Origin of the sequence: Plantibacter sp. LMC-P-059a (assembly GCF_030209505.1) — a bacterium.
Classification (GTDB): Bacteria; Actinomycetota; Actinomycetes; order Actinomycetales; family Microbacteriaceae; genus Plantibacter.
In genome coordinates, this window is sequence record NZ_JARVRZ010000003.1 from 118876 (window position 1) to 140047 (window position 21172).

The following is a 21172-nucleotide window of genomic DNA, read 5'->3' on the forward strand; positions in this document are numbered from 1 at the left end:
TACGATGGTGCTCATGCCCGAGAACTCCGCCCCGTCCCCTGACGCCCGACCGCTCGTCGGAGTGGTCATGGGCTCGGACTCCGACTGGAACGTCATGAGCGACGCGGCCCAGCTGCTGCGCGAGTTCGGCGTCCCCTTCGAGGTCGAGGTGCTCTCGGCGCACCGCACCCCGGAGAAGATGATCGCCTACGGCAAGGCTGCTCACGGCCGCGGCGTCAAGGTCGTCATCGCCGGCGCCGGTGGCGCCGCCCACCTGCCGGGCATGCTCGCGTCCGTCACCACCCTCCCGGTCGTGGGCGTCCCTGTCCCGCTGTCACGACTCGACGGGCTCGACTCGCTGCTCTCGATCGTGCAGATGCCGGCCGGTGTGCCCGTCGCGACCGTCTCCATCGGCGGCGCGAAGAACGCGGCGCTGATCGCCGTCAAGATCCTCGCGACGGCCGACGACGCGCTGCACGAGGCGCTCGTCGCCTATGCGGCATCCCTCGCCGACTCCGTCGAGGAGAAGAACCGGAACCTCAAAGCCCAGCTATGACGAGTGCAGCCACCGCCGCGAAACCGATGCGGTATCCCGACACCCGTTCACGCGAGGTGATGACGAAGCGCGCCTGGTGGCTCGTCCTCCTCAACCTGCTCATCCCGGGATCGGCACAGGTCCTCGCCGGCAACCGGAAGCTCGGCCGATTCGGGCTCGGCTTCACCCTGTTCCTCTGGCTGCTCGCCGTCGTCGGAGTGGCCCTCATGTTCCTCGCCCGCGAGGTGCTCTTCACCCTCGCGACGAACCCGATCGCCCTCACCGTGGCGCAGATCCTGCTCGTCGCCTACGCGATCCTCTGGGTGGTGCTGACCCTCGACACGCTGCGCCTCGTGCGGCTCGTCAAAGCGTCCCCGAACGCGAGGCTCGGGGTCGCCCTCTTCACGACCCTCGCGATGGTCCTGGTCGCCGGCGGTGCCGGATACGGTGCGGTCGTCGCGGGAGCCACCCGTGGTTCCATCTCCTCGATCTTCGGCAACACCGGCCCGTCCGAGCCGCCGGTGGACGGCTACTACAACATCCTGCTGCTCGGCGGCGACGCCGGTCCCGACCGCGACGGCATGCGACCGGACAGCATGTCCGTCGTCAGCATCAACGCCGAGACGGGCCAGGCGACGACCATGTCGATGCCGCGCGACCTCGTCGACATCCCGTTCCCCGAGGGCAGCGAGATGGCGTCGATCTACCCTGACGGCTACGACGACTCCTGCGACGTGGACGTCTGCCAGCTCAACTCCATCTACACGGAGATCGAGCTGAAGAACCCCGAGCTGTTCCCGAAGGCCACGGCGGAGGCGAGCGAGCCCGGCATCGAGGCGATGAAGCAGGCTGCCGAGGGGATCACCGGGCTGCACATCCAGTGGTACGTGCTCATCGACATGTACGGGTTCGCGACGCTCATCGACACGCTCGGCGGCGTCGACATCGACGTCAAGGAACGGCTCCCGATGGACGGCGACGCCGACCTCGAGAACGTCACGAAGTGGATCGAGCCAGGGCAGCAGCACATGGACGGCTGGACGGCCCTCATGTACGCCCGCTCACGGCACTCGACGAGCGACTACGACCGCATGGAACGCCAGCACATCCTGCAGACGGCGATGCTCAAGCAGTTCAACCCGGCGAACGTCCTCGCGCGCTTCCAGGACGTCGCGGCGGCCGGTGGCGACGTCGTGAAGACCGACGTCCCGCAGGGCATGCTCGGCTACTTCGTCAACCTCGCGCTCAAGACGCGGGAGCTGCCTATCAACTCCCTGCAGTTCGTGCCGCCGACGATCGACCCCGCAGAGCCCGACTACACGCTCATCCACCAGATGGTGCAGGACCAGCTGTTCCCGCCGTCGCCGAGCCCGGAGCCGGACGCCGGCTGACGCGGGTACCCCGGTCCTTGGGCTGCGAAGACCCGGTCCCTGAGCCGCGGGGACCCCGGTCCCTGAGCCGCGGGAACCCCGGTCCCTGAGCCTGTCGAAGGGCGTCCCTCACCCGCCGACCTGGTCTCCAGGCTGCGGGAACCCGGTCCCTGAGCCTGTCGAAGGGCGTCAGAGCTCCGCGTGCAGCTGCCAGACGCGTTCGGCGGAGTCCTGCCAGCTGAACGCCTGCTCGCGGTCCATGCCGAGGATCCGCAGGCGTTCCAGACGTTCGGTGTCGCCGATGACGTCGTTGATGGTGGCGATGAGCCGGTCGGCGTAGCCCTTCGCGCCGGACTCGACCACGACGCCGGCACCGCCGCCGACCTCGACGAGGGCGGGGACGTCGGAGTGGATGACGGGGGTGCCGAAGCGGAACGCCTCGACGAGCGGGAGTCCGAAGCCCTCGGCCAGGCTCGGGTAGACGAACGCGGTCGCGCGGTCGAGGACGACGGCGAGGTCGGCGTCGTCGAGGAAGCCGAGCGCGCGCACCCGTCCCTCCGGCAGGCCCGCTTCGTCGGCGACCTGCGCCAGGGTCACGTCGCCCCAGCTGTCGGTGCCGACGATGAGGAGCGGGAGGTCGGGGGCGCCTGGCCGTCCGAGGCCCGTGATGAGCTCGGTGATCCCGCGCCGCGGGTCGAGCGAACCGACCGAGACGAGGTACTCGGACGGGAGGTCGAGCGTCCGTGCGCGGCCGTCGGCGTCGGTCGGGATGGTGAGCGTGGTCGCTGCGGCTCCGCCGATGACCCGGACCCGGTCGCCGAGGTCGACGATGTCGCGGAGTTCGTCGGCGACCGCGTGCGTCGGGACGACGATGGCGTCAGCGTGCTTCCGTGCCCGCTTGACCATCGCCTTCTGCCACGCGACCGACATCGGGGTGAGCGAGGAGGGGTGCGACCAGGCGAGGGTGTCGTGGATGGTCACGACGATCTGGTTGCCGTCGTTGATCCGATCGTGGCGGTTGAGCGGCGCGAGCAGGCCGGGCGCGTGCACCATGCCGTTCGCCGTCCCCGGCGCGACGATGCCGAGCTGCCAGGCGGCGCTCAGCTCCCGGCGGGGCAGCGTGGTGCGGTGCAGGGTCGCGAGACCGGGGAGCCTCGACTCGATGAGGTCGATCTTCTCCTTCGACACCGCCGAGACGATGCCCTCGACCTCGCAGCCGGCCGGCGCGCGCGCGATGAGCTCGCGCGTGAGTTCCTCGGAGTAGCGTCCCACCCCGCCGGCGACGGGCGCGACGATCTGGTCGACGACGACGCGGAGCGTGGTCACGGTGCGGTGACGACGCCGTGCTGCGTCGCTGCCTCGAAGGCCTCGCGCCAATCGCGCATGGGGGCGAGACCCGCTGCGGCCCAGGCGTCGTGGCCGAGGACGGAGTACGCGGGGCGGGGTGCGGGCCGGACGAACGCGGAACTGTCGGTGGGCGAGACCCGGGCCGGATCGGCACCGACGGCCGCGAAGACGGCCTGTGCGAAGTCGTACCAGGAGGCCTCGCCGGCGTTCGTGCCGTGATAGACACCGGCTGGGGCGTCGGCGTCGAGCAGCGCGACGATCTGCGCCGCGAGGTCCGCTGTCCAGGTGGGCTGGCCGAGCTGGTCGGTCACCACGGCGGGGTCGACGCCGTTGGCGGCGAGCTTGGCCATGGTGGCCGCGAAGTTCGGGCCGTTCTTGCCGTAGAGCCACGCCGTCCGCACGATGTACGCGCCGGTGGGGTGCTCGGCGAGGACGGCCCGCTCGCCGTCGGCCTTCGTGCGACCGTAGGCGCTGATCGGAGCGAGCGCGTGGTCCTCCTGGTACGGCGAGGTGGCCGATCCGTCGAAGACGTAGTCGGTCGACACCTGCACGAGCTTCGCGCCGGCCTCGCGAGCGGCGACCGCGAGGTTGCGGGCGCCGATGGCGTTCACGGCGGCCGCGTCGGCCTCGTGCGACTCGGCGTCGTCGACCTTCGTGTACGCGGCGGCGTTGATGACGGCGGTGTGGCCGGCGACGGCGGCGCGGACGGCCTCGAGGTCGGTCACGTCGAGCTCGGCGCGACCGAGGGCGGTGACCTCGCGACCCGTCAGGGCCTCCTGCAGGTCGTGGCCGAGCATGCCGGAAGCGCCGGTGATCAGGTACGTCAAGATAAGGGTCCTCTCGGGAGTGGCCCGTTCATCGTACCCGGCTCGCGTGGGGAGGATCCTGTCGGCACCCCCTCGGCCTCCGGCTCCTCGAAGATGGTCCGCTGCGCCTCCTCGGCGCGGGCGAGGTTCGCCAGGCCGTCGGCACGATGGTGCCCGTAGACCCAGAAGCGGTAGAGGAAGAACCGGAAGAGGGTGCCGAGGCCGAGTCCGATGACGTTGGACGCGAGGTTGTCGGCGAGGAGCGAAGTGAATCCGAGGACGTAGTGGCTCAGGTAGAGGCAGCCGACGGCGATGGCCATCCCGCCCAAGGAGACGACGATGTACTCCCCGAGCTCCAGGACGAAGTTCTTCCGCCGGTGCTCGCGGAAGGTCCAGTAGCGGTTGCCGATCCAGTTGAAGATGATCGCGACCGAGACGCTGATGACTTTGGCGCCGATCGGGGACTGGGCGAGGTGGTCGTGACCGAAGACGCCGACGCGCAGCAGGTTGAAGACGAGCACGTCCAAGCCGAACCCGATGAGTCCGACGACGCCGAACTTCACCGCATAGGCGGCGACACCGTGCCAGAGGCGTTGGAGCAGCGTGGTCATGGTGGGCCGTTCTGTGCGAGGACACTCGATTATGCATGAACCGACCCGGAGCGATGCTGGGGGAATGCCGTCATCCTGCACCCTCTTGGTAGACTCCCCGGGTGCAGATCCGCGAACTGAACGTCCCCGACAGCTATGAGATCACGCCGAAGCAGTTCGGCGACGACCGAGGCGTCTTCCTCGAGTGGTACCGCTTCGACAAGCTCGAAGAGGCCTCCGGCCGCTCCATCAAGCTGGCGCAGTCCAACACCTCGGTGTCGAAGCGTGGCTCGGTCCGCGGCATCCACTTCGCCGACATCCCGATCGGCCAGGCGAAGTACGTCACGGCCACGCGCGGTGCCGTCCTCGACTACGTCATCGACATCCGGGTCGGCTCGCCCACCTTCGGCCAGTGGGACTCTGTGCTCCTCGACGACACCGACCGCAAGGCGATCTTCATCTCCGAAGGCCTCGGCCACTGCTTCGTCGCCCTGACCGACGACGCGACCGTCAGCTACCTCGTGACCGACGTCTACCGCCCCGACCGCGAGCACGGGATCAACCCGCTCGACGAGCGGATCGGACTCGTCATCCCCGCTGAGGCCGGCACGCCGCTGCTCTCGCCCAAGGACACCGACGCCCCCGGGCTCGACGAGGCGGCCGCGGCAGGCCTGCTTCCGAGCTGGGACGACGCGCGGGCGTTCTACCAGAGCCTGCGCTCCTGACGCCTCTCCCCGTGAGGCCCGCGCGCGGGCCTCACGGGGAGCGTCTCACGGGGTGAAGAGGTCGACGCCCTTCCAACCCCAGCGGCGCGAGATCACCTTGCGCTGACGCTTCGGCAGTTCGTCGTCGGCGATGCTCCGGTCGAGCGACGTCACGATCGGTTCGCAGAGCGTGAGCACCCGGTTGCCCTGCGACCAGACCTTCGCAGCCAGGTCGAGTTCGGCGCAGTACCCGTCGAGCTCGGCGTTGAACCCGCCGACCGCTTCGAACACCAGTCGGTCGATGACGGCGAACTCCGTCGAGACGGCGGAGACCTCCCGGTTGACCGTGAGCGCACCATAGGTGCTGTCCGTGCCAGCCGGCCAACCGCGGAACGCGTCGCGGAGGTGCGTCTGCGACTTGCGGTACCCGGCGTGCTTGACCGTCTCGTCGGAGAAGACGATGCGTCCGCCCGCGAAGGCGACGTCGGGCTCGCCGAGCGCACCGGCGAGCCGCGTGAGCGTCTCCGGCTGCAGCTCGGTGAGGGACTCGCCGAGGAGGACCAGGAGATCGCCGCGCGCTTCGACGGACGCCTCGTGCAACAGTCGCGTCCGCTCGTCGGCGGTGGTCTGGACGAAGGAGACGGGGAACCGTCCGGGAGCCCGGGTGACCGGTGAGGCGTCGCGGCCCGCGGGCAGTGCGACGATGAGCTCCACGATCTGCGCGGCGACATCCGACGCGTCGAGTTCTGCGAGTAGCGCGTCGAGGCGCGGCGTGGTCGCGTCCGCTGCGACGAGGATCGACAGGGTCCGATCGGACTGGAGCCGGTGACGGACCGCGTAGGTCCCGAAGTTCGGACCGAAGGCGACCTCGGCGTCGATACCGCGTCGTTCCACCGCTGCCGTGACCGCGGCGAGACCGGCGTCCCACGCGTAGCTCTTCTCGGAGCCGTTGAGCGCCGTCGAGCCGGGCACCGCCCGCCAGTGGTACAGGACTTCGGGCACATGAGCGATGCCGCGGGCCTGTTCCGTGAACCGCAGGACGAGGTCGTGGTCCTGCGAGCCGTTGTACGCGGAGTTGAAGGGACCGACCTCACGCAGCAGGGAGGTCCGGAACACCGAGAGGTGCGAGGTGAACATCTGGCCCAGCAGTCGTTCCGGCGACCACTCCGGCTTCGCGAAGGGGATCCGGTAGTGACCCTTGTCGGTCATGACGTCCTGGTCGGTGTACACGTAGTCGATGTCGACACCCGCCTCGATGGCGTCCTGCACCATGGCGAGGGCCCGAGGGTCGAGGGTGTCGTCGTGATCGAGCAGCGCGACGAAGGCGCCACGGGCCGCGTCGATGCCGGCGTTCGAGGCCTCCGAGATGTTGCGGTTCTCCGGCAGCTCGATGAGCACGATCCGTGGGTCGGACGCGGCGCACGCGCGGGCGGTCTCGCGGGTCCGGGGATCGGGGGAGGCGTCGTCGACGAGCACGAGTTCCCAGTCCTCGTAGCTCTGCAGCTGGACCGACGCGACCATCTCCTGCAGGAGGAACGGCGTCGTGTTGTACAGGGGCACGACGACGGAGAACTGCGGTCCGGACGAGATCGTCGGATCGGCAGCGGTCACGACCGGCCTCCGCGGAGACGCTTGACGACCCCGACGGGGCTCATCACAGCGGCGCCGATGCGCCACGTCCGCGAGCCGGTGAACTCGCGCACCAGGCGTTCGTGGTCGCGTTCGCGCTCAGCCGAGATCCGCAGGTAGAGCGACTCGAAGTAGTGCTGACCGACCCTCGCCTGAGCGAGTTCGTCGCGGAGTCTGAGGTTCTCGTGTGCGAGCGGCAGCCCGTCGAGTTCCAGCTTGGACGCCGCCAGACGCTGCCGTGCGTGCTCCGCCTCCGCCGTCGCTCCCGTGAGTGCGTCACGCAGTCTCAGGATCTCGGCGCGAAGTTCGCGCACGTCGTTCGTCTCGGCCTCTGGTGCCGAAGCGCTGTCACTCACGGTGTTCTCCTTTTGTCTTTGCTACGGTTGACAGGCTATCGGACCGGTTCGCCCGGTTCGTCGGCGACCATTCAGGAACGGACGGCGTCCCCTGGCCTCGGCCCTCGGATGCGATCCGACCAGCCGACATCGTTTCGGCGACGACTTCAGAGGAAAGTGACCGATGCGCGGCATCATTCTCGCCGGTGGATCCGGCACGCGGCTCTGGCCGATCACCAAGGGCATCTCCAAGCAGCTGATGCCGATCTACGACAAGCCGATGATCTACTACCCCCTGTCGACGCTGATGATGGCGGGGATCAAGGAGATCCTCATCATCACCACGCCCGAGTACAACGAGCAGTTCCGCGCGCTCCTCGGCAACGGCGACGACCTGGGCATCCGGCTCGAGTACGCCGTGCAGCCCTCGCCCGACGGCCTGGCGCAGGCGTTCATCATCGGCGAGGAGTTCATCGGCGACGAGAGCGTCGCGCTCGTGCTGGGCGACAACATCTTCCACGGCACCGGGCTGGGCTCGGCCCTTCGCAGCCACAACGACATCGACGGCGCGCTCATCTTCGCCTACCAGGTCGCCGACCCGAAGGCCTACGGCGTCGTCGAGTTCGACGACGACTTCAAGGCGCTCTCCATCGAGGAGAAGCCCGCTCAGCCGAAGAGCAACTACGCGGTCCCCGGGCTCTACTTCTACGACAACTCCATCGTCGAGATCGCGAAGACCATCGAACCCTCCGCCCGCGGCGAGCTCGAGATCTCCACGGTCAACGAGCGCTACCTCGAGCAGGGCGAGCTGCAGGTGCAGGTCCTCGACCGCGGTACCGCCTGGCTCGACACCGGCACCTTCGAGTCGATGATGCAGGCCTCGGAGTACGTGCGGGTCATCGAGGACCGACAGGGCTTCAAGGTCGGTTGCATCGAGGAGATCGCCTGGCGTGCCGGGTGGATCGACGACGAGCGGCTCGCGGCGCTCGCGGCACCACTGGTGAAGAGCGGTTACGGCCGCTACCTGCAGACGCTGCTCGCGCAGGCGTGATCGAACGGTGAGTCGGGCGGCCATCGGGAGGCTCGCGGTCGTCACCTGCTACCGGCATCCCGACTACATCCGGGCGATCACGCTACGGCAGGGCGTCGCTGACTCGGGTGCCGTCAACGAGATGGTCGTCGTGAAGAACACCCGGCGTGGTGTCCTGCGGTATCTCGACGTCGCCGCCCAGCTCGTCCGTCTCCGGGTGTCCGGCACCCCGGACGCCTTCCTGGTGACCTTCCGCGGGTACGAGATCCTCCCGCTCGTGCTGCTGCTGGCGGGACGTCGTCCGGTCTACTACGACGAGTTCATCAACCCCGTCGAGTGGTTCGTCGACGAGCACCATAAGTTCCCACCCGGGTCGGCGCGCGCGCGGCTCCTGCGCACCGTCTTCCGCTCTCTGATGCGTCGGTGCGCCGGGGTCCTCAGCGACACCGCCTCGCACGCCGACTTCTCGGCTCAGCGGATGGGGCTCCCACCGGAACGGTTCAGCGTCGTGCCCGTGGGGAGCGACGAGGTGACCTTCACGCCCCGACCGCATGAACCCGCCGTGGTCCGGACCGTCGACGCCGCGTTCACCGTTTTGTACTACGGCTCGATGCTGCCGCTGCACGGGGTCGACACCGTCATCGCCGCAGCGGTGTCGCTTCGATCCGACGCGCGCGTCCGGTTCCTCTTCGTCGGCGGGGGAGCGGAGACCGCCCGGCTCGTCGCCGAGGCCCGATCGCGGGGAGCGGACGTCGATCACCGCGCATGGGTCGACTACGAGGTGCTCCCCGAGCTCTTCTCCGAGGTGGACCTGCTGCTCGGCGGCCCCTTCGGCGGCACCGTCCAGTCGCAGTTCGTCATCACCGGGAAGACGATGCAGTACCTGTCGAGCGCCCGACCGGCGGTGGTCGGCGAGAACGAGGAGACCGGGGTCTTCACGGACCGCGTCGACGCCCTGGTCGTCCCGCAGCGCGACCCGGAGGCGCTCGCCGACGCCGTCCGCTGGGCTGCCGACCATCCCGAGGAGCTCGAACGGATCGGTCGACGCGGCCGCGAGCTGTACGACCGACGGTGGTCGTCAGTCCGAGTCGCCGAGGCGCTTCGCGCTCTGCTGCTGGACGGCGGACCGCAGGTGGAACGCCCCTGAGATGAGGAACAGCACCCCGAGGAAGACCGCGTAGATCGCGCGGTCGGCGATGCCCGCGGCGACGATGGTGTCGGACGGGATGCCGTGGAGGTGCTGCGCGAAGTAGAGGAAGCCTTCACGGATGCCGATCGCACCCGGCGTCAGGGAGACGAACAGGGACAGGTTCGCGCTCGCCGCGTAGACGAGCGAGTGGAGGTAGTCGTAGGGGCCGGCGACGGCGTTCACCTCGACGAAGTAGATCACGCTCATCACGAGCGCCTGGACGACGGTGATGCCGGCGATCGCGACCACCGTGCCCGCCCGGTCGCCGAGCCCCAGCTTCCAGGTCGCCACGACGACGACGCCTGCGCCGACCGCGAGGCCGAGCACCGACAACCACGGCAGGGTCGTCGCGAACAGGAGTGACGCGTTCACCGCGCCGAATACGAACAGGTAGAAGAGGGTCGCGAGGGTGTAGTCGCGGAGGCGCACGCCGACGGTGGTCTTCAGGTAGACGGCGCGGACCCCGGGCCCGGTCTGCAGGGGACCGAAGAAGTTGGCGACCGTCGAGTAGACCGTCAGGCTCGCACCCGGCCCGATGGCGATGCGTCTGCCGCACAGCCGCACCGTGGCGAGCAGGATCAGGAAGTGCGTCACGAGTACGAGGACGTACAGCCCGAACAGGAGCGAGAGGTTGCCCCAGCCGATCGAGAGCGCGTCGGCGATGACGCCCGGGTTCGTCCAGACGTACACGACCAGGAAGACGGCGAAGGCGACGAGGACGGTGACGCCGATGCCTCGCCGGTGGCTCCGGAGCCAGGCGACGAAAGCCGAGCCGACGAACGCCGCCCAGACGCGACGGACCGCTCCGATGGGGTCAGTCGCCATACCGTTGCAGTTTCAGGTAGTCGAGCATCTCTTCGTTGAGCGTCCGGTTGATCCTCGTGAGGTCGGCGACCACACCGATCGCGAACGACAGCAGCGAGCCCATGAGGAGGGTCGCGCCCACCAGGAGGCTCTGCAGGTGGTTCCCCTGGTCGTCCACGAGCATGAGGACGAGGTATCTCGCGAACGGGGTGATGCCCGCGAGGAGGAGGATGAGGCCCAGACCCGCGAACACGACGTACGGTCGGTACATCAGATAGGCACGCACGATCGCGACACCCGACTGGTACATGTGTTCGCCGATCGAGGAGAACAGGCGGGACTCGCGCGTCTTCGGGTTCGTCCGGACGGGGATGCTCGTGATGGCCAGACGCTTGTTGCCCGCCTGGATGATGGTCTCCATGCAGTAGCTGAACTTCGTCACGACGTTGAGCCTGATGAGCGAGTACTTCGAGTAGGCGCGGAAGCCGCTCGCCGCGTCGGGGAGCGTGGTCTTCGCCGCCTTGTTGACGACGAAGCTGCCGAACCGCTGCATGGCCTTCTTGAACGGCGAGAAGTGCTCGATGAGCGCGGTCTGGCGGTCGGCGACGACGATCTCCGCCCGCCCCTCGAGGATCGGCTGGACGAGGTCGCCGATCCGGTCCTGCGGGTACTGGTTGTCGCCGTCGGTGTTCACCACGATGTCGGCACCGTGGAGGAGGGCGTAGTCGACGCCGTCCCGGAACGATCTGGCGAGCCCCATGTTCGTCGCGTGCCGGACGATGTGCGTCACGCCGTGGGCCCGGGCGACCTCGACCGTACGGTCGGTCGAACCGTCGTCGATCACCAGGATCTCGATCTCGTCGATGCCGGGGATCGACCGCGGGATCGATTCGAGCACCGCTGGGAGCGTCGTCTCCTCGTTCAGGCAGGGGATCTGGATGAACAGTCGCACGTCGTCCTCTCGCTGGCCGTCTCGCAGCTGTCCATTATCCCCGATCGCTCCGGCCGAGTTCGCGCTGTGGAGGTGAGCAGGCATAATCGAGGGTGCGCTCGGTCGGCCCCGGTGCACCCGAGATGCGAGACCCAGGACGCCCATGACTGCTCAACCGGACACGGCACCGGACGCCCCCTCGCGTCCCACCGTCCCGGTCGCGGCGCTCCGCGTGCTCGGCATCGTGGCGTGGGCGTCCCTGATCGCCTTCGTGGTCCTGTCGATCGGTCTGCCGCTCATCGGGGTCGGTACCTTCATGGGGACCGACATCCTGTTCCGCTTCGCGCCGTGGGCCTCCGCCGGCGGTTCGACCGAGGTGGGCACCAACGCGATGATCGGCGACACGATCGACTCGGGCGTTCCGCAGATGTGGACGATCGTCGAGGCCGCTCGCCACGGCTTCTTCGCCGAGTGGCTGCCGTACCAGGCCGGCGGCTCGGAGCTCGGCGGGCTCCCGAACTCCGGTCTGTACTCGCCGATCTCCTTCGGGTGGTGGTTCCTGCCGGTCGCCGTCGCCCCCGGGTTCACGAAGCTGGTCGAGATGATCGTCGTGACCCTCGGCTGTTCGCTGTTCCTGCGGCGGCTCGGTGTGCCCCACCAGGCATGGCCGATCGCGAGCGTCGTCTTCCTCGCCTCGGGGTTCATGATCTCGTGGACGAACTGGCCGCAGACCAGGGTCGCGGCGTTCATCCCGCTCCTGTTCTGGGCGCTGGACCGCGCGGCCGTCCGCCGACGGCTCCTCGACATCGTGCCGCTGGGGCTGGTGCTCGCGGGCATGCTCCTCGGCGGGTTCCCGGCCATCGTCGGGTACGCCCTGTACGCCGGCGCCGCCTACGTCCTGGCGCGCGCGATCGTCGTCCACCGCAGGTTCTGGAAGGTCATCACCGCGGGCCTCGTCAGTGCCGCCGGCGTCGTCCTCGGGTTCCTGCTCTCTGCGTGGACGCTGCTGCCGTTCGCCCTGAACGCGGTCGCCGTCCTCGACTTCAGTGGCCGACGGCAGGGGCCCGAGAACCACCTGAGCATCGACGACCTCCTCTCGGCCTTCGTCCCGAGTCTCGTCGGCGAGGTGAGCTCCGGTGACACCTGGGGGAACAGCTCGCCCGTCGAGCGCTTGTCCTACGTCGGTGCGGCGGCAGTGGTCCTCGCCGTCGTGGCGCTCCTCCTCCAGCGGCGGCGGGGCGGTCGTCGCGACATGAGCCTGTTCCTCGCGGTCGCGCTGATCCTGTCCGGGGTGCTGGTGTACCTCGGCGGGCCGGTCCTCGGCACCGCGCAACAGCTCCCCATCTTCGACAGCAACCGGATCGGACGGTTGCGCGTCATGCTCGGGTTCTTCGTCGCCATCCTCGCGGGCGTCGGGTTCGGTCGGCTGCTGGAGCGGGGCGACACGGCGCCGGTGTCACCGCCCACGACATCGCGTCGACCGCTCGGTCGTTGGCTCTGGGGCCTCGCGACGCTCGGCTCGGGGATCGCCGCTGCGACGCTCCTCGCCGTCGCGCTCCAGCGCGCCGTGGTGTCCGCGCCGGAACGGTTCACCGCCCTCCTCGAGACGCAGGTGCTGTGGACGGTGGTCCTGCTCGCCGTCGCCGCGGCGCTCGTCGTCATCGTGCTCGCGACCCGGCGTGGGGGCATCCGCATCGTCGCGCTCTGCTTCGTGCCGCTGCTCGTGGCCGCACCGGCCGTCCTGGTGGCCGACACCTGGTGGCCGAAGTCGGACACCGCGAGTGTGTACCCCGACACCCCGACCACGAGGTTCCTCCAGCAGCATCTCGGCGAGTCGCGGTACGCGTCGGTCGACCACGCCATGCTCACCGGGACGAACTCGATGTACCGGGTCCGTTCGCTCGGTGGACACACCTTCCAGACCGTCGAGTGGAAGTCCCTCCTCCTGCGCTTGGACACGGAATCGCTCGCCTCGGCGACGTATTCGACGCTCAACTACCCGAGTCTGGTCTCGTCGATCGAGTCCCCGATCCTTGACCGGCTCGCCGTGAAGTACGTCGTGATGGAGCCGAACCTCCCGGTCCCAGGCCGGTACGAGGACACTCCGGCGTCGGAGGAGGCCGTCCCGATCGGTGACGGCGAGATCGCCGTCTCGACCGTGCGGACCGGACCGGTGCGCAGCCTGTCCTTCCCGATGCTGGAGCCGGTCCTCGGCGCCGAGGGCGGCACCACCCTCGAGGTCACCCTCGTCGACCCGGTGACGGAGCAGGTCCTGGCCTCGACCTCCACGTGGTACCGCACCATCGAGGGTCAGCGGAGTGTCGCGATCGACGGGAGTGGCATCGCCCCTGACGCGTCCTGGCGGGCCGAGATCTCCATCGACCACGGACAGGGGAGGATCGCGGCCGACGCACTGGAACCCGAGGCCGCCGCCGTGTCGCTCAACCGTCCGATGGAGGACGGCCTCACGGTCGCGCACACCGGCGACGCGACCGTCGTCGAGCGGGCGACCGCCCTCGACCGCGTGCGCTGGGCGTCGGACGGCCTTGTCGAGCGCGACCCCTCGCGCCGGGTGTCCCTCATGGAGGATCCCGTCCTGCCGTCCACGACCGTCCTGCTGGAGGATCCCGACGACCTCATCGGTGTCGACCCGACGGCGACCACCGCGGACAGTGCGCCGACGACGGCGTCCGACGCCGACGTCGAGGTGCGCGACCAGGGATGGGACCTGAACCGGACCGTGGTCGACGTCGACGCCGACGACGCCGGATGGGTCGTGTTCGCCGACTCGCTCCGACGCCCCGGTTGGTCGGTCACGGTCGACGGGGTCGCCAGCCCGCTGGTCGACGCGGAGCAGGCGGGAGCCGCGGTCCGGGTCGAGGCCGGCGAGCACCGGGTCGAACTCGCCTACCGCACGCCCGGGCTCGACCAGGGCATCACCGCGACCCGCGTCGGCGTCGGGCTCTCGGTGCTCATCGTCATAGGGACCCTGGTGATCCGATGGGGTCGGCGCGCGCGGACCACCGCCGCGACCGACGAGCCGGAGCCCGCGAGCACGCAGTAGCTCGGCGGGCGCCGAGCAGCAGGTCTCAGCCCTGGTGCGGGTAGGTCGCCTCGTAGGCGGCGATCACCGGATCGGCCGGGCCGACGAGCTCGAGGTTCCCCTTGTTGATCCAGGCGGCGTGGTCGCACATCTGCTTGACGGTGCCCATCGAGTGGCTGACGAGGATCACGGTCTTGCCGGCGGCCTTGAAGTCCTCGAACTTCTGGAAGCACTTCTGCTGGAACTCGGCGTCACCGACGGCGAGGACCTCGTCGACGACCAGGATGTCGGGGTCGACGTTGATGGCGACCGAGAAGCCGAGACGCACGTACATGCCGGAGGAGTAGTTCTTCACCGGCTGGTCGATGAACTGCTCGACGCCGGAGAAGGAGACGATGTCGTCGAACTTGCGCTGGATCTCCTTGCGGCTCATCCCGAGGATCGATCCGTTGAGGAAGACGTTCTCCCGGCCGGACAGCTCGGGGTGGAACCCGGAGCCGACCTCGAGCAGCGCGGCGACCTTGCCGTTCGCGCTGATGTTCCCGTGTTCCGGGTACAGGATCTTCGCGAGGCACTTCAGCAGGGTCGACTTGCCGGAACCGTTGCTGCCGATGAGCCCGAAGGTGGAGCCGACGGGGACGTCGAAGGTGATGTCGCGGAGCGCCCAGAAGTCCTCGTGCACCGAGATCTTGCGGCGCATGATGGCGGACTTCAGGCTCTGGTTCCGCTCGTGGTACAGGCGGAACTTCTTGCTGACGGAGTCGACGTGGACGGCGGTTTCGGTCATAGGATCTCGGCCAGTCTTTTCTCTTTACGGGTGAACATGAGGAAGCCGCCGACGAGAGCGACGAGCGCCCAGGCGACGCACGCGAGGGCGTCTGCGGGGTCGGGCCAACGCTGGTCGTACATCAGGTTCCGGAACACCGAGACGAAGTGGAACATCGGGTTGGACTCGTAGATGTTCATCACCGTGATGTCCGTCCCGAGGAGGCCGCCGAGCTTGTCGGACTGGACCTCGACGAGCGACGGCGGGTAGATGATCGGGGTCAGGTACATCCAGATCTGCAGGAGGATCGAGACGAGGTGCTGGGTGTCGCGGAAGTAGACGTTCGCGATCGCGAGGATGAGCCCGACGCCGGTCGCGAAGGCGGCGAGGACCACCATGAACACGGCGACCAGCGGGAGCCACAGGATGACGCCCCATCCGCCGACCGCGCACAGCACGATCACGAGGACGCCCATCTCGAACAGCCAGTTGTAGCCCATGGTGAGGACGGAGGAGATCGGGAGGACGACCCGCGGGAAGTACACCTTCGTGATGAGGCTCGCTCCGCCGACGATGGAGTTCATGCTCGCGGACAGCGCGCCGGAGAAGAAGGACCAGGGGAGGAGGCCGCACAGGAGCCAGACGGCGAAGATGTGCAGGCCGCTCGGGTCTCCGGGGTCCGGGGTGGCGCGGAGCAGGAAGTAGAAGACGAACGAGTACACCAGCATCGACGACAGCGGGCTCACGAGCGACCACAGGCGACCGAGGATGGTCCGCTTGTACTGGCCGCGGATGTCTCGGAGAGTGAGATTCGCCAGGAGTTCCCTGGCGGATGCCAGATCCCTGAGATACTGCATGGAGCCTCGATTTGGGGTTCGGGTGACACGGGTGCGCAACCCGGACAATATACCGTAGCCATCCTGTGAGCCCGGGACCGGCGCGGCCTGCGCGGCCCGTCATACGGTCTGCGACGTGGCCTAGGGTTGATCGCGGATACGAGGACTCGTTCGGCTTTCGGCGGTCCGAGGTCGACGAGAGGAACGGTTCGATGATGAGAGGTGCTTCGGCGCTCGGGCTCGGTGACATCACGACTGAGACCCCGGTCTCCTGGGTGGGCAAGGCCTCGTACTGGTCGCCCACGCACGTCGTCCCGTCGGCCTGGCACGAACACGCTCCCTTCGCCTTCTGGCTCGTGGACGCGCTTCGTCCGACGACCTTCGTCGAGCTCGGCTCCCACAACGGCTTCTCGTACTTCGCCGTCTGCGAGGCCGTGCAGCGTCTCGGGCTCGACACGAGCTGCTCGGCGATCGACAGCTGGGAGGGCGACGAGCACGCCGGGTTCTACGGCGACGACGTCTATCGGTCGGTCACCGAGATCAACGAGGCCTCGTACAGCGGCTTCTCCCGACTCATCCGCTCCTACTTCAGCGACGCCGTCGACCAGTTCGAGGACGGATCGATCGAACTGCTGCACATCGACGGACGGCACCGGTACGAGGACGCCGTGGAGGACTTCGAGACCTACCGGCCGAAGCTCGCGGCCACGGCGGTCGTCATCTTCCACGACACCTTCGAGTTCGAGCGCGGCTTCGGTGTCCACCGACTGTGGGCCGAACTGTCAGAGCGGTACCCGGACTCGACGTTCCAGTTCGAGCACGGGCACGGCCTGGGCGTGCTCGGCCTGGGCGACCTCCCACAGCCGCTGGTCGACTTCTTCGCCGCCGGACGGGCCGACCCTGATGCGGTGCGCGCCGATTACGCACGCCTCGGCGCGGTCGTCACGGCACGGGCGGGCCTCATGCAGGAGCGGTCGGACGCCCTGGCGGCGGTCGAGCGACAGGAGGCCGAGCTCGATGCCGTGCGGTTGCACGCGACCCAGCTCGAGATCGAGTTGCAGCGGGCACGCGACCGCTTCACCGAGGTGACCGACAGCACGGTGTGGCGGGCGACGAGCCCGCTCCGTCGGCTCGTCGACCGCGCCCGGCGCCGCTGAACAAGCGCCACTGGGCCGGGATCGGGCCGATGTTAGACTCGTCGGGTTAACCCGCCCGACGGAATCGAACGAGGGAATGACCATGACGACGAAACGCCCGACGGCGGCCGAACTGGCAGGCGAGGAACGAGTGCTCGCACTCGTCGACCGGGTGATCGGGCTCGAGGCCGAACTCGCCCGAGCATCGATCTACTTCTCGCCGACGAAGGACGACTTCGACGTCCTCGAGCGCGAGATGCAGGGGCTGCGCCAGCAGCTCGCCGCGGTCCACTCGACGCGCACCTGGAAGGCGGGCCGCGCCGTGCTGGCACCGCTCCGCGTGCTGAAGCGCGGACGCGCCTGACCCGATGGCCATCCCCTCTGCTTCCGGGACGACCGGTGCTCCGCTCGTCTCCTTCCTCGCCATCCGTCCCGACGGTGCGCGCGTCCAGGACCTGCTCGCCTCGTTGACCGGTCAGACCGACTGGGAACTCGTGCTCGTGGCTCCTGTCGGGACCGTCCCTGATCACCGGTCGATCGTCCGTGCCGACGCTGCGGCGTCCGCGCCGATCAGCCGGCTGATCGAGACCGGGGTCGCCGCGGCTAGCGGCCGCTTCGTGTCCGTGCTGCCGGACGTCGGCGTGCCGGACGAGAAGACGATCCAGACCCTCGTCGACTGGCTCGCGCTCGCACCCGACGCCGCGGTGGTCTATTCCGACGAGTCCGCCGTCCGTCCCGACGGCGGGATCGAGGTGGTCTCCAAGCAGGGGCCGGCACCGGAGCGGTTGCGCTGCCAGTTCTACTACGGCGACCTGCTGCTGTTCCGCCGCGACACCCTCGCCGAGATCGGCGGGCTGTCCCACGACGTGGACGGCGTCGAGCTCTACGACGCCGCGCTGCGGTGCGTCCAGGCCGGTGCCGTCACGCTCCACGTGCCACGCGTGCTGTTCCACGCACCGTCGCGCCGCGACATCGGCGCGTTCGCGGAGGCGCAGCTCGGGCAGGTCCGGACGGTCCTCGAGCGTCACCTCGCCGCCACCGGCGGTGGGGAGGTGCGGGCGGTCGCCGCGGACGGCGTCCACACCACCGTGCGTCCCCTCCGCGGCGAGCCACTCGTGTCCGTCGTCATCCCCACCCAGGCGCGCTACAGCGCGCCGCTGCGGGCCGGAGGCGAGCCCCACAGCTACCTCCTGCACGCCCTTCGCGGCCTCGTTGAACGGACGACGTACCAGAACCTCGAGGTCGTCCTCGTCGTCGACACCGACCCCGAGCCCGCCGTCATCGACGAGGCCCGCGCACTGCTCGGCGACCGCCTCGTCGTCGTCGACTTCGACCTGCCGTTCAACTTCGCGGCCAAGGCGAACCGCGGCGTGCTGAGCGCCGTCGGCGAGTACGTCCTCATGCTGAACGACGACGTCGAGGTCATCACGCCCGACTGGATCGAGTCGCTGCTGCGTCTCGCGCAGCTCCCGGGCGCGGGCATGGCCGGCTGCATGCTCTACTACGAGGACGACACCATCCAGCACGGTGGGCACCACTACTGGATGGGCAGTCCGACGCACATCGGCCTGCAGGTCCCGCGCGGGTCGGCCGGATCGCAGCACGCGTTCCAGGTCGAGCGCGAGGTCGGTGGCGTGACCGCCGCCTGCTCCTTGTTCCCGCGATCCGTGTACCTCGAGGTCGGCGGCATGACCACGCTGCTGCCCGGCGCGTTCAACGACGTCGACTTCTGCCTCAAGGTGGCGGAGCTCGGGTACCAGGCCTACTGGACGCCACGAGCCGAGCTGTACCACTTCGAGTCGAAGACCCGCGATGCGCGCGTCCGCGCCTACGAGCTCGAGACCCTCGGACGGCGTTGGCGCCACCGACTCCACCAGCCGCAATACTGGCCATTCCCGGAATAGAGGTCGGTCCGCCGATATGAGATCAGTCATCACCACCTTCAGGAACGCCCTGTCCGTCCTGAAGCACGAAGGTCCCCGCTTCTTCTGGAAGCGCGTCGAACTGAACATCAAGTCGAGGTTCGCGGGGAAGAAGCTCATCCTCCCGGTCAAGCTCGAGGACGCTCTCGCCGTCGACTGGACGGAGCCCGGCCCGCAGCTGTCGGACCCGGTCGTCGTCCGCGACCGGAAGTCGCACATCGCCTGGGTGATGTCGCCGCCGAGCGCGACGAGCGGTGGTCACCAGAACCTGTTCCGCTTCATCGACTACGCCGAGCGCGCCGGACACACGTGCAGCGTGTACATCTACAACAGCCTCGGCGTGATCGTCAAGGAATCCGACCTCAAGCAGCTGCTCCGCGAGTCGCCGGCGTACCCCGACGTGCGGGCGCGGGTGCACAACCTCGACGAGCGCGGGGTGGCCGACGACGTCGACGCCATCTTCGCGACGGGTTGGGAGACCGCCTACCCGGTGTTCCGCGATCGGTCACGCGCGCGTCGCTTCTACTTCGTCCAGGACTTCGAGCCGGCCTTCTACCCGTCCGGTTCGGAGGCCATCCTGGCCGAGAACACCTACCACTTCGGCTTCCACGGCATCACCGCGGGCGGCTGGCTCTCGAAGAAGCTGCACGACGAGTACGGCATGCCCACCGACCACTTCGACTTCTCGGTGGACCGGACGCACTACAGCCTGACGAACCGCGCGCCGCGCAAGGAGATCTTCTTCTACGCCCGCCCGGTCACCCCGCGGCGTGCATTCGAGCTGGGGGTCATCGCCCTCGGCGAGTTCGCCAGGCAGCGACCGGACTACACGATCAACATGGCCGGCTGGGACGTCTCGGACTGGGACATCCCGTTCGAGTACAAGAACCTCTCCGGACTGTCGATCTCGGAGTTGAACCCGATCTACAACCGCTGCGCGGCAGGGCTCGTGCTCTCCCTCTCCAACATGTCGCTGCTCCCGCTGGAACTCATCGCGAGCGGCGTGGCACCGGTCGTGAACGACGCGCCGAACAACCGGCTCGTCTCGGACAACCCCTTCATCGAGTACGTGCAGCCCGCACCCGGTGCGATCGCCAAGCGCCTCGTCGAGGTGGTCTCGCGGCAGGACGCCGTCGAACGCTCGATCGCGATGGCGGACTCCCTGGAGCACACGAGCTGGGACGACAGCGGACGACAGTTCGTCGAGGCGTTCGAACGGGCGATGCGTGGCTGACGCCCTCGTCATCGGTGCGAACGGGTTCATCGGTTCGCACCTGGTCGACGCACTCAAGGCCGACGGACACCGGGTCCGTGCGTTCGACCGGTTCAGCTCACGCGAGCCCAGTTTCGACACCGACGGGGTGGAGATCGTCCGCGGTGAGTTCCTCAGCCGGTCCGACCTCGACGCAGCGGTCGCCGGCATGGACCTCGTGTTCCACTTCCTGTCGACGACGACCCCGGCGACGGCGCAGAACGACCCGACGCTCGACATCCGGACGAACGTCGCGCAGACGGTCGAGATGCTCGAGAGCTGTGCCGCGGCCGGCGTCGGTCACTTCTACTTCGCCTCCACGGGCGGAGCGATCTACGGGGCCCAGGACCGCGCCGAGTACGTCGAGACCGACCCGACGCTGCCGGTGTCGCCGTACGCCATCGGCAAACTGACGATCGAGAACTACCTGCGCTACTTCCAGGCGGTCCGCGGTCTCCGTTCGACGGCGCTCCGCATCTCGAACCCGTACGGCACGCGGCAGCACCACAACAAGAAGCAGGGTCTCATCCCGATCGCGCTCCGACAGATCGCCGTCGGGGAGCCCGTCGTCCGGTTCGGTGACGGCTCGATGGTCCGCGACTACATCTTCGTGAACGATGTCGTCCGCATGATCACCCGCATGGTCGGTCGCCAGCACGAGCACGAGGTCTACAACCTCGGGAGCGGACGCGGGCTGACGGTCAGCGAGGTGCTGGCTTCCCTGCGTCGTGTGACGGGGGTGGATTTCGAAGAACAAGTGCGCCCGGTGCCCGTGACCTTCGTCGATCGTGTGGTCCTCGACATCGGGCGGTACGCGGCCGAATTCGGGCGTCCGAGCTTCGAATCGCTCGACGACGGCGTCCGGGCGACCTGGAACGGCATCCTCGAGGAGCGCGACGCCGCGCGATGACGGACGCGCCGATCTGGTAACGATTGTCCGAGACCGGCCGCTTGGCCCGCTACCCTGA

The 21172-nt window shown here is 68.6% G+C and carries 20 protein-coding genes; 11 read left to right on the plus strand and 9 right to left on the minus strand.

The features are described from left to right. Nucleotides 1–13 precede the first annotated feature (13 nt). Both purE and QRN27_RS07860 read left to right on the plus strand, forming a co-directional pair. Nucleotides 14–535 carry a 5-(carboxyamino)imidazole ribonucleotide mutase gene (gene purE / locus QRN27_RS07855; protein ID WP_502929488.1) on the plus strand — a complete coding sequence of 174 codons (522 nt, stop codon included), beginning with the start codon at nt 14–16 and terminating at the stop codon, nt 533–535. After that, on the plus strand, nt 532–1905 hold the full coding sequence (locus QRN27_RS07860; protein WP_285041546.1) for an LCP family protein: 1374 nt from the start codon (nt 532–534) through the stop codon (nt 1903–1905). The genes purE and QRN27_RS07860 overlap by 4 nt, the downstream gene beginning before the upstream one ends. Nucleotides 1906–2073: 168 nt before the next feature. Here QRN27_RS07860 and QRN27_RS07865 read toward each other — a convergent pair whose 3' ends face one another. The 3 genes from QRN27_RS07865 to QRN27_RS07875 are packed head-to-tail and all read right to left on the minus strand — an operon-like array spanning nt 2074 to nt 4648. After that, complete coding sequence (locus QRN27_RS07865; protein WP_285041548.1) at nt 2074–3210, minus strand: glycosyltransferase family 4 protein; 1137 nt, start codon at nt 3208–3210, stop codon at nt 2074–2076. Further along, nucleotides 3207–4058, minus strand: coding sequence for a dTDP-4-dehydrorhamnose reductase (gene rfbD / locus QRN27_RS07870; protein WP_502929489.1), 852 nt, complete (start codon nt 4056–4058; stop codon nt 3207–3209). The genes QRN27_RS07865 and rfbD overlap by 4 nt, the downstream gene beginning before the upstream one ends. Continuing rightward, nucleotides 4055–4648 carry a GtrA family protein gene (locus tag QRN27_RS07875; RefSeq protein ID WP_194670683.1) on the minus strand — a complete coding sequence of 198 codons (594 nt, stop codon included), beginning with the start codon at nt 4646–4648 and terminating at the stop codon, nt 4055–4057. Before QRN27_RS07875 ends, rfbD begins: the two co-directional genes overlap by 4 nt. Nucleotides 4649–4749: 101 nt before the next feature. Between QRN27_RS07875 and QRN27_RS07880 the strand changes: the two genes are divergently transcribed. Continuing rightward, nucleotides 4750–5352: a dTDP-4-dehydrorhamnose 3,5-epimerase family protein gene (locus QRN27_RS07880; protein ID WP_056012821.1), complete on the plus strand. Its 603-nt coding sequence runs from the start codon at nt 4750–4752 to the stop codon at nt 5350–5352. A 45-nt stretch (nt 5353–5397) separates the two neighbouring features. Here QRN27_RS07880 and QRN27_RS07885 read toward each other — a convergent pair whose 3' ends face one another. Both QRN27_RS07885 and QRN27_RS07890 read right to left on the minus strand, forming a co-directional pair. Beyond that, on the minus strand, nt 5398–6942 hold the full coding sequence (locus tag QRN27_RS07885) for a glycosyltransferase family 2 protein (protein WP_285041551.1): 1545 nt from the start codon (nt 6940–6942) through the stop codon (nt 5398–5400). Next, entirely contained in the window at nt 6939–7316 is a 378-nt protein-coding gene (locus tag QRN27_RS07890) for a nucleotide exchange factor GrpE (RefSeq protein WP_285041553.1), read from the minus strand. The genes QRN27_RS07885 and QRN27_RS07890 overlap by 4 nt, the downstream gene beginning before the upstream one ends. 163 nt (nt 7317–7479) lie before the next feature. Here QRN27_RS07890 and rfbA point away from each other — a divergent pair, with 163 nt between their 5' ends. Together rfbA and QRN27_RS07900 are read left to right on the plus strand one after the other, a co-directional pair. Continuing rightward, nucleotides 7480–8346, plus strand: coding sequence for a glucose-1-phosphate thymidylyltransferase RfbA (rfbA, locus tag QRN27_RS07895; protein ID WP_056012813.1), 867 nt, complete (start codon nt 7480–7482; stop codon nt 8344–8346). Nucleotides 8347–8353: 7 nt separating this feature from the next. Next, on the plus strand, nt 8354–9472 hold the full coding sequence (locus QRN27_RS07900) for a glycosyltransferase (protein ID WP_285041555.1): 1119 nt from the start codon (nt 8354–8356) through the stop codon (nt 9470–9472). On the opposite strand, the gene QRN27_RS07905 is transcribed toward QRN27_RS07900, so the two are convergent. After that, nucleotides 9404–10339 (minus strand): hypothetical protein, encoded by a 936-nt coding sequence (locus QRN27_RS07905; RefSeq protein WP_285041557.1) that lies wholly within the window; start codon nt 10337–10339, stop codon nt 9404–9406. The two genes, QRN27_RS07900 and QRN27_RS07905, sit on opposite strands and share 69 nt — an antisense overlap. Next, nucleotides 10329–11270, minus strand: a complete 942-nt coding sequence (locus tag QRN27_RS07910; RefSeq protein ID WP_194670677.1) for a glycosyltransferase family 2 protein — start codon at nt 11268–11270, stop codon at nt 10329–10331. Before QRN27_RS07910 ends, QRN27_RS07905 begins: the two co-directional genes overlap by 11 nt. 142 nt (nt 11271–11412) lie before the next feature. On the opposite strand from QRN27_RS07910, the gene QRN27_RS07915 reads away from it, so the two are divergent. Further along, nucleotides 11413–14313 carry a putative glycosyltransferase family protein gene (locus tag QRN27_RS07915; RefSeq protein ID WP_285041560.1) on the plus strand — a complete coding sequence of 967 codons (2901 nt, stop codon included), beginning with the start codon at nt 11413–11415 and terminating at the stop codon, nt 14311–14313. A gap of 25 nt (nt 14314–14338) precedes the next feature. Here the strand turns inward: QRN27_RS07915 and QRN27_RS07920 are convergent, their stop codons facing one another. Together QRN27_RS07920 and QRN27_RS07925 are read right to left on the minus strand one after the other, a co-directional pair. Next, a complete protein-coding gene (locus QRN27_RS07920) occupies nt 14339–15079 on the minus strand; it encodes an ABC transporter ATP-binding protein (RefSeq protein ID WP_082456132.1) in 741 nt (246 codons plus the stop codon). Beyond that, nucleotides 15076–15915, minus strand: coding sequence for an ABC transporter permease (locus tag QRN27_RS07925; protein ID WP_285041562.1), 840 nt, complete (start codon nt 15913–15915; stop codon nt 15076–15078). Before QRN27_RS07925 ends, QRN27_RS07920 begins: the two co-directional genes overlap by 4 nt. A gap of 191 nt (nt 15916–16106) precedes the next feature. On the opposite strand from QRN27_RS07925, the gene QRN27_RS07930 reads away from it, so the two are divergent. The 5 genes from QRN27_RS07930 (at nt 16107) to QRN27_RS07950 (ending at nt 21114) form a co-directional block, all read left to right on the plus strand. Then, a complete protein-coding gene (locus tag QRN27_RS07930; RefSeq protein WP_285041564.1) occupies nt 16107–17051 on the plus strand; it encodes a class I SAM-dependent methyltransferase in 945 nt (314 codons plus the stop codon). Nucleotides 17052–17133: 82 nt separating this feature from the next. Beyond that, complete coding sequence (locus tag QRN27_RS07935; RefSeq protein WP_194670673.1) at nt 17134–17394, plus strand: hypothetical protein; 261 nt, start codon at nt 17134–17136, stop codon at nt 17392–17394. A gap of 4 nt (nt 17395–17398) precedes the next feature. Continuing rightward, nucleotides 17399–18934: a glycosyltransferase family 2 protein gene (locus QRN27_RS07940; RefSeq protein ID WP_285041567.1), complete on the plus strand. Its 1536-nt coding sequence runs from the start codon at nt 17399–17401 to the stop codon at nt 18932–18934. 16 nt (nt 18935–18950) lie between these two features. Beyond that, nucleotides 18951–20186, plus strand: a complete 1236-nt coding sequence (locus QRN27_RS07945; protein ID WP_285041569.1) for a rhamnosyltransferase WsaF family glycosyltransferase — start codon at nt 18951–18953, stop codon at nt 20184–20186. Beyond that, on the plus strand, nt 20179–21114 hold the full coding sequence (locus QRN27_RS07950; protein ID WP_285041571.1) for an NAD-dependent epimerase/dehydratase family protein: 936 nt from the start codon (nt 20179–20181) through the stop codon (nt 21112–21114). Before QRN27_RS07945 ends, QRN27_RS07950 begins: the two co-directional genes overlap by 8 nt. Nucleotides 21115–21172 lie beyond the last annotated feature (58 nt).

Bases quoted from the DNA above. Each gene is read 5' to 3' on its own strand.
- QRN27_RS07875 (WP_194670683.1), bottom strand. From the start codon at position 4,648: ATGACCACGCTGCTCCAACGCCTCTGGCACGGTGTCGCCGCCTATGCG.
- QRN27_RS07935 (WP_194670673.1), top strand. From the start codon at position 17,134: ATGACGACGAAACGCCCGACGGCGGCCGAACTGGCAGGCGAGGAACGA.
- QRN27_RS07860 (WP_285041546.1), top strand. From the start codon at position 532: ATGACGAGTGCAGCCACCGCCGCGAAACCGATGCGGTATCCCGACACC.
- QRN27_RS07945 (WP_285041569.1), top strand. From the start codon at position 18,951: ATGAGATCAGTCATCACCACCTTCAGGAACGCCCTGTCCGTCCTGAAG.
- rfbA (WP_056012813.1), top strand. From the start codon at position 7,480: ATGCGCGGCATCATTCTCGCCGGTGGATCCGGCACGCGGCTCTGGCCG.
- QRN27_RS07905 (WP_285041557.1), bottom strand. From the start codon at position 10,339: ATGGCGACTGACCCCATCGGAGCGGTCCGTCGCGTCTGGGCGGCGTTC.
- QRN27_RS07920 (WP_082456132.1), bottom strand. From the start codon at position 15,079: ATGACCGAAACCGCCGTCCACGTCGACTCCGTCAGCAAGAAGTTCCGC.
- QRN27_RS07915 (WP_285041560.1), top strand. From the start codon at position 11,413: ATGACTGCTCAACCGGACACGGCACCGGACGCCCCCTCGCGTCCCACC.
- QRN27_RS07930 (WP_285041564.1), top strand. From the start codon at position 16,107: ATGATGAGAGGTGCTTCGGCGCTCGGGCTCGGTGACATCACGACTGAG.
- QRN27_RS07925 (WP_285041562.1), bottom strand. From the start codon at position 15,915: ATGCAGTATCTCAGGGATCTGGCATCCGCCAGGGAACTCCTGGCGAAT.
- QRN27_RS07940 (WP_285041567.1), top strand. From the start codon at position 17,399: ATGGCCATCCCCTCTGCTTCCGGGACGACCGGTGCTCCGCTCGTCTCC.
- purE (WP_502929488.1), top strand. From the start codon at position 14: ATGCCCGAGAACTCCGCCCCGTCCCCTGACGCCCGACCGCTCGTCGGA.